The organism is Enterobacter sp. Ap-1006, from assembly GCF_011752835.1.
GTDB lineage: Bacteria > Pseudomonadota > Gammaproteobacteria > Enterobacterales > Enterobacteriaceae > Cedecea.
In genome coordinates, this window is the sequence record NZ_VWWU01000003.1 from 768,327 (window position 1) to 779,403 (window position 11,077).

General features: G+C 53.9%; 6 protein-coding genes. 3 read left to right on the forward strand and 3 right to left on the reverse strand.

Annotated features, from left to right (window positions below; genetic code table 11):
* The first annotated feature begins 6 nt into the window (after nt 1–6).
* A complete protein-coding gene (gene ampG, locus F3J28_RS11885) occupies nt 7–1,482 on the forward strand; it encodes a muropeptide MFS transporter AmpG (RefSeq protein ID WP_166876086.1) in 1,476 nt (491 codons plus the stop codon).
* A 77-nt stretch (nt 1,483–1,559) separates the two neighbouring features.
* Here ampG and F3J28_RS11890 read toward each other — a convergent pair whose 3' ends face one another.
* A complete protein-coding gene (locus F3J28_RS11890) occupies nt 1,560–4,337 on the reverse strand; it encodes a flavocytochrome c (RefSeq protein WP_166876090.1) in 2,778 nt (925 codons plus the stop codon).
* Between the two features lie 645 nt (nt 4,338–4,982).
* Here F3J28_RS11890 and F3J28_RS11895 point away from each other — a divergent pair.
* Nucleotides 4,983–6,494 (forward strand): anion permease, encoded by a 1,512-nt coding sequence (locus F3J28_RS11895; RefSeq protein WP_166876093.1) that lies wholly within the window; start codon nt 4,983–4,985, stop codon nt 6,492–6,494.
* Between the two features lie 47 nt (nt 6,495–6,541).
* On the opposite strand, the gene F3J28_RS11900 is transcribed toward F3J28_RS11895, so the two are convergent.
* Both F3J28_RS11900 and F3J28_RS11905 read right to left on the reverse strand, forming a co-directional pair.
* Entirely contained in the window at nt 6,542–7,861 is a 1,320-nt protein-coding gene (locus tag F3J28_RS11900) for a molecular chaperone DnaJ (protein ID WP_166876096.1), read from the reverse strand.
* A gap of 2 nt (nt 7,862–7,863) precedes the next feature.
* Nucleotides 7,864–9,564: a molecular chaperone HscC gene (locus F3J28_RS11905; protein ID WP_166876099.1), complete on the reverse strand. Its 1,701-nt coding sequence runs from the start codon at nt 9,562–9,564 to the stop codon at nt 7,864–7,866.
* Between the two features lie 540 nt (nt 9,565–10,104).
* Here F3J28_RS11905 and cyoA point away from each other — a divergent pair.
* Entirely contained in the window at nt 10,105–11,067 is a 963-nt protein-coding gene (gene cyoA, locus F3J28_RS11910; protein WP_008454597.1) for a cytochrome o ubiquinol oxidase subunit II, read from the forward strand.
* Nucleotides 11,068–11,077: the final 10 nt, after the last annotated feature.

The following is an 11,077-nucleotide window of genomic DNA, read 5'->3' on the forward strand; positions in this document are numbered from 1 at the left end:
TCCCCTATGTCCAATCATTATCTGCGCATCTTTCAGCAGCCAAAATCAGCCATTTTACTGATTCTGGGCTTTGCGTCCGGCCTGCCTCTAGCCCTGACTTCAGGTACGCTTCAGGCCTGGATGACCGTCGAAAACATCGACCTGAAAACCATAGGTTTCTTCTCGCTTGTGGGCCAGGCCTACGTCTTTAAGTTTCTTTGGTCGCCGGTAATGGACCGCTTTACCCCGCCGCTGCTCGGGCGTCGTCGTGGCTGGCTGTTAATCACGCAAATTCTGTTGTTGGTGGCAATCGCCGCCATGGGGTTCCTTGAACCCTCCTCGCAGCTGCGCTGGATGGCTGCCCTGGCGGTGATCATCGCCTTCTGTTCTGCCTCCCAGGATATCGTCTTTGATGCCTGGAAAACTGACGTTCTGTCTGCCGAGGAACGCGGGACCGGTGCCGCCATCAGCGTGCTGGGCTACCGCCTGGCAATGCTGGTTTCCGGCGGTCTCGCGCTCTGGCTGGCGGACCGCTATTTAGGCTGGCAGGCCACCTACTGGCTGATGGCAGCCCTGCTTGTGCCCTGTATTATCGCCACGCTTTTGGCGCCAGAGCCTACAGATGCCGTCCCCGTCCCTAAAAGCCTGGAGCGCGCCGTCGTTGAACCGCTGCGTGACTTCTTTGGCCGCAACAATGCCTGGCTGATTTTGCTGCTGATTGTGCTTTATAAGCTGGGCGATGCCTTCGCCATGAGCCTGACCACCACGTTCCTGATCCGCGGCGTTGGCTTTGATGCCGGTGAAGTCGGCGTGGTGAATAAAACGCTGGGGCTGTGCGCCACCATTTTCGGCGCGCTGCTTGGCGGAATGCTGATGCAAAAGCTGACGCTGTTCCGCGCCTTGCTGATCTTCGGCATTTTGCAGGGCGTGTCCAACGCCGGTTACTGGCTGCTGTCGGTAACGGATAAAGACATGATTACCATGGCGAGCGCGGTGTTCTTCGAGAACCTCTGCGGCGGCATGGGCACTGCAGCCTTCGTGGCGCTGCTGATGACGCTGTGCAATAAGTCATTCTCAGCCACCCAGTTTGCTCTGCTTTCCGCGCTTTCCGCCGTGGGCCGCGTGTATGTCGGCCCGATTGCCGGCTGGTTCGTGGAAGCCCACGGCTGGCCGACGTTCTACCTGTTCTCTGTAGTCGCCGCAGTACCGGGGATCCTATTATTACTGGTCTGTAAGCGCACGCTGGAGTTCACCCAGCAAAACGAAACCTTCATGACGCGCAGTGAATTTGCTCCGGCTTACCGCCTGGCGCTGCGTATTCTGGGCTTTGGCTGCCTGCTGCTGGCTGCGTGGCTGCTGGTTATTATCAGCAATGCGCTTGGGCTGACCGAATGGGCATTTGGTTTACAGCTGCTGGAATGGGGCGCTTTGTTCGCCATCGGTGGGATTCTGTTTGGCGGCCTGCTGGACTTCCTCGCCCTGCGCAAAACGGCACTTATCTGATAAGAATAAAAAACCGGGCGGATAAACGCCCGGTCTGAGAAAGCCGGCAAGGTCACCCTGCCGGCTTTTTTATCGCCTTAAGCCAGCGCGTGCGCTGCCGCGTTTTGCCCGGCAAGTGTACCAAAGATGATGATATCGGCGACGGCGTTGCCGCCGATGCGGTTTGCACCGTGAATACCGCCCACCACTTCACCTGCGGCCCAGACGCCCTGAATCACCTGATGCTGTTCGGTTACCACTTCTGCGCTGGTGTTAATGGTGACACCGCCCATCGTGTGGTGAACCCCTGGCGCAATGCGGATCGCGTAGTATGGCCCGGTGTCCAGTGGGAAACGCATCCCGGTGGTACGCCCAAAGTCTTCGTCCTTTTTCTGCTTCACAAAGCCGTTGTAGCGATCCAGCGTTTGCTGCAGCGCGTGCGCATCCATATTCAGCTTCACCGCCAGCTCTTCCGCCGTTGGCGCGCTGATCACAAACCCACGGGCAATATACTCATCCGCCGCTTTGTTATTCTGGCGTACCTGCTCATCAAACAGGATCCAGGCACTTTTCTCCGGCAGAGCGATAATCTCTGCGGAAACCTTGTCACGGGTTTCCAGCTCATTGAAGAAGCGCTGTCCTTCCTGACTGACCAGAATAGCCCCGCCGCCACGAATGGACTCGGAGATCAGATAAGAAGTCGTTTGCTCCACGGTCGGGTGGATCTGGATCTGATCCATGTCCACCGTACCGGCGCCGATCTTCTCCAGCAGGGCAATACCGCTCCCGGTCGCACCTTTATGATTGGTGGTCACAAAACCTTTCAGCTCAGGGCGGTAGTGAACAACCATTTTACGGTTGGCGCTGAAGCCACCGGTAGCCACAACCACGCTTTTCGCCAGCAGAATATGGTGTTCGTTATATTCGTTCGCGACCTTAACCCCGGTTACCACGCCGTTTTCATGCAGAATCTCTTCCACGGTGGTATCCAGCAGTACGTCGATGCTGCGCTGGTTGACGTTGTTGACCAGGCCGCTTATCAGGAAGCCACCAACGGCCGAGCGGTCTGCCGGGCGGTGTGTACGGTCAATGCTCATCCCGCCGGTGATGGTAATGTCGTTCAGGACGATATCCAGGCTTGCCAGCCAGTCAATGGCGCCTGGCGCGCGCTCGACGAACTCTTTAAGCAGCTCGGTATTGTTTCTGAATTTACCGCCTTTCAGCGTCTCATCGTAGAACAGCTCTTTGCTGTCTTTGATGCCCTTCATCGCCTGGAAGCGCGTTTCCGCGGCGTTCATGCCCACGGAGGCTTTGATAGTGTTGCCGCCGATGGTTGGCATCTTCTCGATGATCACCACGCGGGCACCGGCGTCGGAAGCACGAATAGCCGCCGCCAGGCCTGCACCGCCGCTGCCGATCACCGCCACATCGTAGCTTTGTGGCGCATCCGGGTTGCCGCCTTCTTCAATCACATGTTCTTTGCTGGAGGTGGTCATCGCGCGGGAGACCGCTTTCTTCAGGGCCTCACTTTGTGCCGTTGCCCCGGTCACCGCATCCACATACGGGCTGTTGGCCACCAGCATACGCGAGCGCAGAATTTCGAAACTTGGGGTGAAATCGACATCCACCGAATCGTCCTGCACCAGAGTAATGTCGGTGATACGGTCAGTGTCGAGCGTGACGCTGATTTTGAGCTTGAGCGCTTCGGCCTCCACTTTCTCCTGGAAGACCCCGGCTTTGTATTTGCGGCCAGTGGTACTGGTGTCGCGGATCATGGCATCGACCAGCGAGAAGCGCCACAGCGGCTCAGGAATCAGCAGCTCTTCGCGCTTGGTGCTGTCAATGAACAGATCCAGCGTTTCATTTTTTAGAATGCGATCGGCCCAGTCCGGGTAGGCAATACAGGCTTTCCCGACGGCAATCAGGTCGTAACCCAGGCCCAGCGCTTCTTCGGCATCGCTGCGGTTAACAACCCCGCCCACCCCGATAACCGGCACTTTCGCCAGCGTTTCAGACCTCATCGCCAGATACTTGTCGATCAACATGGTCGGATCTTTGGTATCGACGATCGACGCACGCTTGAAGTAGCCCACGGAGAAGTGCACGTAATCAACGCCCCTTTCCGCCAGCTTTTCCAGCAGGTACATGGTGTCGTCGAAGCGAATGCCCGGCACCTCAATCTCTTCCGGCGAGAAACGGTAGCCGATAATAAAGGAAGCATCGGCGAAGCGGCTGGCCATTTTGTGGGTGATTTCGAGCACTTCCAGCGGGAACCTGGCGCGATTGTCGCGGCTGCCGCCCCACTTATCGTCACGCTGGTTAGAGTTTGGCGAATAGAACTGCTGAATCAGGTAAGTGTTTGCGCCGTGGATCTCTACGCCGTCGAATCCGGCTTTGATCGCACGGTTAACGGCATCGCCAAACTTGGTGATCATCACATCCACTTCTTCGGCGGTCAGGGCTTCTGGCGTGGTGGCCCCTTCACGCGGTGCGGCAATGGCGCTCGGCGCGACGGGCTTCTTGCCGCCAATCAGCTCCGGCTCAACCATTCGGCCGCCGTGATAAATCTGCAGAATGGCTTTAGAGCCGCGGGATTTAATCGCACTGGCAATACGCGCGAGTCCTGGGATTTTGTTGTCGCTGTCGATAGCCAGCGCACCGGGGAAAGCGGGGCCTTTAGGATCGATAAAGCAGCATTCGACGATAACGGTGCCGATGGTGCCCGCGCGTTCGCGGTAATACTCAACCAAATCGCTCGGCACGCTACCGTCGTAAAAACCGGTACAGGTGGTCATCGGCGCCATGATCAGGCGGTTTTTCAGCACCGCGCCGTTGGGCAAGGTGAGTGGCTTCAGGATCGGAGTTTTGGAGTTCATTCTTTATCATTCCAGCAGGTGAGGTCGACATTGTCCGGCACTCAATGAATAGCCCCGGCAGGCAACACAATTATCAGGGAGTAACGTAATTTGAATTAGAGAACAGAAACGGCAATTTTGCGGGATATATTTTTCGAATGTTAGTCAACGCCTTAAAAAAAGCAAATACAAATAATAACCATAAATAACAAAAGGTTTTATATCACTTTGCTTCTACTGAATAGTCGATGGCAATCAGCGAAGCGGCTTATTTACATCAGGTTACGATTTGATCTTTAACCACTTAAAGACTATGGATATAAATGAAGCTGATTTTTTAGTTAAATAAAATCGTTGGCTTTTTGCTATACAGAAACCAAAATCAAATACCTGACACGGCCAGCAGGAGCGCAAAAGAAGGGATAATCTCCCATTGTTTCAGTATGATGAAGGATTCAAGAAACAATCGCTTATCACTTAATAAATATGAGGTTAAATGGAGGCAGGGAGCAGGTGCGATGAGCGGTCAGATTTGCACCGGTTAAAAAAACTATCATGAATGTATAAAATTCTGCCTATAAAAGATGAGGTGGAAATAAAAGTCGGGAAACAGGTTTTGCAGGGAATATTAATCGAATTCATCATGATAACTTTAAGGCACAGGCTATGACTAACACCTCACCAATAAGCGCGACAGCGAAAGCATCGCCCCCGGATGCGGGGAATAAAAAGCGCTTGATATTGCTATTTTTACCTATCCTTATCAGCATCATTATATTACTGCTTCCGGTTCCAGCCGGATTAGAGCCCTACGCATGGCACTTCTTCGCCATCTTCGTCGGCGTGATTGTCGGGCTTATCTTCGAACCCTTACCAGGAGCAGTTATCGGGCTGACAGGCATCGTGGTTATCGCGCTGTTCAGCCAGTGGCTATTGTTTAGCCCGGCCGAGCTGGCAGATCCTAAATTTAAGCTGGCGAGCCAGTCCTTCCAGTGGGCGGTCAGCGGCTTTAGCAACTCCACAGTTTGGCTGATCTTCGGCGCCTTTATGTTTGCCGCCGGCTACGACAAAACGCAGTTTGGCCGCCGCCTGGCGCTGATCCTGGTGAAGTACCTGGGCCGACGTAGCCTGACGCTGGGTTACGCGATCACCTTCGCCGACCTGCTTCTCGCCCCGTTCACTCCGTCTAACACCGCGCGCAGTGGGGGCACTATTTACCCGATTATTGCTAACCTGCCGCCGCTGTATGGCTCTCTGCCCAATGACCCAAGCTCGCGCAGAATTGGCTCTTACCTGATGTGGGTGGCGATCAGCGCCGCCTGTATCACCAGCTCGATGTTCCTCTCCGCGCTGGCACCGAACCTGCTGGCGCTGGCGCTGGTGAAAAGCATCATCGGCTTTGAGATCTCCTGGGGCATGTGGTTCCTGGCCTTCCTGCCGCTGGGCGTGCTGCTGATCCTCACCATGCCGCTGCTGGCTTACTGGTTCTATCCGCCGGAAGTGAAGGTGAATGACGAAGTGCCGAAATGGGCTGCCGCAGAGCTGGAAAAACTGGGCAAACTGTCGCGCAACGAAATCCTGCTGCTGCTGTTTGTCTGTAGCGCCCTGCTGATGTGGATTTTTGCCGCCGCGTGGATTGAACCTGCCATGGCCGCTCTGCTGGTTATTATCCTGATGCTGTGGACCGGCGTGCTGAACTGGAACGACATTATCAGCAATAAACCGGCCTGGAATACCTTTGCCTGGTTTGCCACCCTGGTGGCGCTGGCCGATGGCCTCGCGCGCGTGGGCTTTATTGCCTGGCTGGGTAAAGAAGGTGCCGCTCTGCTGCACGGCTTCGACCCGCAGGTATCGGCGGTGATGCTGCTGGTGGCGTTCTACCTGCTGCACTATCTGTTTGCCAGCACCACAGCGCACACCACCGCCCTGCTGCCGGCCACGCTGACCATCGCCGCATCAATTCCGGGTATCAATATGCCTGTCTTCTGCCTGATGATGGTGACTTCACTCGGCGTGATGGGGATCATCACCCCGTACGGCACCGGCCCAAGCCCGATTTACTACGGCAGCGGCTACCTGCCAACCAAAGATTACTGGCGAATGGGTACCATCTTTGGCGCTATCTTCCTCTGTTCGCTGATGCTTATCAGCTACCCGTGGATGGTGCTGATGTTCTGATGCACAACGTTTGATGCAAAAGCCCCCGGCATAAACCGGGGGCTTTTTTATTTTATGAAATAAACCATTTCGATGGTGATGCCATAAAGCATAGGCAGCAATATCATGCCCAATAGATTCACCAGGGGAGGAAGCTGACGGATAAATAAAACCGGGAACATCAGGACAACAACCACAATCCTGACAGGTAAGTTACGCCAGTCTCCACGTCTTTGCCAAAGCGCCCATCCCACCGGGATAACAAGGAAGAGCAGGATAACCAGCGCCCGCATCGTTATGACATCTTTTCCCTGCCATGCGCTCGCTCCACGCCATGCGCTATAAAATGCCATCGCAAGAAGCAGCCACGATGCCAGCCAGAAAACAGTATGGACGCATTTGCTTGCCGCTCCTCCGGATTTAAACCGGCGTTCAAGAAACGGATATCCCCAGAGAAAAGTCGCCACTACGGCCAGCATGACGCCTGACTGAAACGCGGCTTTCGGTGACTCATGGCCCGTTAGCCAGGCCGTATACCCCCAGAAAACTACGGCAATGATGGCTCCCCAGCTTAGCGCCAGGGTTGGTTTTTGCAGCACCTCAAGGAGTGAAGGATTAAGGCGCTCCAATAATGCAGGATGCTGCTGGCGTAATTCCCCCACCTGCTTCGCCAGCTGCGACAGCAGATCGGGAACCAGCCTTACCCACCCTGGAATCGCCATCCCTTTTTCCGTCAGCAGCCGCCATTTGAACTGAGCATAACGATTGCCTCCATATTGCCTGGCCAGATACTGCCAGTAGTTCTCCCGGTTAGTTATAGCAATTTGCTGTTCGAGGGCATGTACCAGCCAGTCAGGAAGTTGAGATGAGCGGTAGCTGTCAATCTGCCAGTCCATCACCGCAGAGACTTCATTTAACAGGCTGCGGTTAAGCCACTTCTGCTCGCTTAGTGCTTCGGCGAGCATCAGGCTAAACGCGTGTCGGGCTTCAAGTGCATCGGGGATTTCATTATCAAGGTAACGATGCAGCGCCCCCAATCCTTCAAGTTCATCCCTGATTAACAGAGTCGAAACTGACTGCGCCTTTTCCCAGAGTTCACTTTTGCTCCAGAGTGTATGTGGCTGAGAGGTCTGCTCCTGCATCAGCTCCCGAACATAATCCATCATCGGCGTAGGTTCAGGTTTATCCGGGAAATGCTCATCTTCGTCGTTCAGAACAACCGTCGAACTGGCATAGCGTTTGGCGCTATCAAACGCCTCGCGCAACGCCTGAAAGCCCTTTGGATCTTTGTCCGGCCGCCGTAGCTTTAGCTCCCGGGCATAAGCCCGACGAATTTCGCTTTCATCTCTTGTAGGCTCAATGCCCAGCACATCCCATATCGTCGCCATCTTTACAGTCCGTCGTTAAGCTGGTCTAACACCCGACGCAGGTCGTCCCGCGCGGCAGCAATAACACGCAGATCCTGGCGGTCCAGCGCCTGTTCAAACTGCGTCGCATAATGATCGATAATCTGGCGTCTGTCTCCCAGCGTCTGCTCATAGCGTTTTGCTGCTTCGGCAGCCAATTGGCGATTTTCAGGCACGTCCCGGGGATGTTGTTTAAGAGCGTCCAGCTGTTTTAAGCGGTTTGCAATATCCTCAGCGCTGAGCATGCCCGGCGATTTCTCGATCACCATTGTGGACGCGGTTTGCTCGCCGCTGACTCTGCATTCCACTTCCAGGATGCCGTCAAGGGTATAGGTGAAACGCACATCCACGCTAACTTCCCCCGCTTTACGCGGCGGGATCTGAATCGACATGCTGTCCAGGCGCAGGTTGTCGCTGACTTTGCGGGATTCGCCCTGATAAACCTCAATATCGATCTTGCGCTGGTTATCATTCATGGTGCTGAAGGTCTGCATCACGCTAACCGGCACGAAGGCGTTGCGCTCAATCAGCGGCGAGAAAAAGCCTTCTTCTATTTTGTCCCCGTGCCGGCGGGCCACTTCGATCCCCAATGAATAAGGCATCACATCGGTGAGCACCACGTCGTCCAGCGCTTTGTCTTCGGCTATAAGTCCGGCCTGAACGCCGGCGCCCAGCGCCACCACTTCGTCAGGATTCAGTTCATTACGAGGGAAGCGACCAAACATGCGGGTCACCAGCTGGCGAACCAGCGGCATACGGGTTGCGCCGCCCACCAAAATAACGTGGTCGAGTTGCGCAACGTCAAATTGCGCATCCTGTAACGCCTGAACCACCGGTTTTTTCAGGCGGGACAGCAGCCCACTGCAACATTCCTGGAAAGCCTCTTCGGCCATATCCCAGCCGTATTCCTCACCATCGTAAGTCAGTTTCGCAGTGGCTTTTTCCTGATTGCTGAGCTGGCGTTTTAACGATTCTGCCTGGCGGGTCAGTTCTGCGGCAAACGCCGGGTCATCAAGCGTTAGCTGGGGATAGTGGCTTAGCATCCACTGGCGGATTGCTTCGGTAAAATCATCGCCCCCCAGCCAGGCATCGCCGCTGCTGGCGCGCACCTCTATGACGCCTTCAAACATATCGACGATGGAGACATCAAACGTTCCGCCGCCTAAGTCGAAGACCAGGAATTTTTGCTCACGGCTGTCGGCCAGCCCGTAGGCCAGCGCGGCTGCGGTGGGCTCATTAAGAAGGCGCTCAACGTCCAGGCCGGCCATCTGCCCTGCAGCTTTCACCGCTTTACGCTGGGTATCGTTGAAGTAAGCCGGTACGGTAATGGCCGCACGCGTGACGCTGCAGCCAAGCGTAACTTCGGCATCCGCTTTTAATTTTCTCAGCACTAACGCGGCAAGCTCTTCAGCACGAAATGACCGCTGGCCGAGAGCGAACGTTTTATCGGTGCCCATATAACGCTTGAAACTGGCGACAGTGAGATGAGGATGACTAACCAGTCGGGCCTTTGCCGCCTCGCCAACCAGCAGATGCCCATCGTCATCCAGCCCGACAACGGAAGGGGTTAAACGCTCACCGCGGCGGCCCAAAATTAACGTTGTTCCTGCAGCACCAAACCAGGCCACGGCGCTATTGGATGTGCCGAGATCGATACCAATAATGGGTGATATATGTCCTGCCATGATCTTATCCCTGATTATAAAGTGGCTACTTAACGCCCTTAACCCTGTCGTTTTCACCTGCTTTGTGATTAAGAAAATGTAATTAATACCGGATAGTTACTTTTTTTGTCTATTAATTACCCAGGCCATAAAGTGTTACCGTCGAGGACTATTTATCGTAATTAAATACAGTTTTCTTTAATTACTTTGTTCAATAAGCATTAAAAGATTATCCTTAACGATTCAGCCCGGTGAGAAATTAATATTTGTTGGAAACGTGTGACAAATGCTGCCGCATTGTTAATTAAATGTATTTTAATTTGACTGGTTATACTCATTTCCCCGGACTATTTCCGCCAACATAGGTTTTCGTTATAACCTGCGGAGCCCGCGCACCAACGCTAGATTTTACAGTTTGTTGCATTCTGTGTGACATCGTAGGCAGAACCCGGTAACACCCTACTGACACTGCGCCATTCATGTTTACAGTAATGTAACCTTCCCGTAAAATGCCGGCACACTTTAAACGACAATAGAGCTCCCTGGAATTGAGGTCGTTAAATGAGACTCAGGAAATACAATAAAAGTTTGGGATGGTTGTCATTAATCGCAGGCGCTTTTTTACTCAGTGGCTGTGATTCTGCACTCCTGGATCCCAAAGGACAGATCGGACTGGAACAACGTTCACTGATACTGACGGCCATCGGCCTGATGTTGATTGTCGTTATCCCTGCAATTGCAATGGCTATCGGTTTTGCCTGGAAGTATCGGGCATCCAACAAAGACGCCAAATACAGCCCTAACTGGTCGCACTCGAACAAAGTGGAAGCTGTAGTCTGGACGATTCCTATCCTTATCGTTATCTTCCTCGCGGTACTGACCTGGAAAACCACTCACTCTCTTGAACCTAGCCGCCCGCTGGAACATGAAGCGAAGCCGGTGACCATCGAAGTTATCGCCATGGACTGGAAATGGTTCTTCATCTATCCGGAGCAGGGTATCGCTACGGTGAATGAAATCGCCTTCCCGGCCAATACCCCAGTGGAATTCAAAATCACCTCTAACTCGGTGATGAACTCCTTCTTTATTCCGCGCCTGGGTAGCCAAATCTACGCAATGGCAGGTATGCAGACCAAACTGCACCTGATTGCCGATGAAGCCGGCACCTACGACGGTATTTCGTCAAACTACAGCGGTAAAGGTTTCTCCGGCATGAAGTTCAAGGCTATCGCCACGCCGGACATGGACACCTTTAACCAATGGGTTGCTAAAGCGAAACAGTCTCCTGAAGTCATGAACGATATGGCGACCTACGAGAAACTGGCCGCGCCAAGCGAATACAACAAAGTCGAATACTTCTCCAGTGTTAAACCTGATTTGTTTAAAGACGTGATTAACAAATTTATGGGACACGGGAGCATGCACATGACCAAGCCGGAAGGTGAACAGGCTTCCCATGACGATATGAAAGGCATGGAAGGTATGGAAGGCATGGACATGAGTCACGCGGAAACCTCTCACTAAGGGGCCGAGG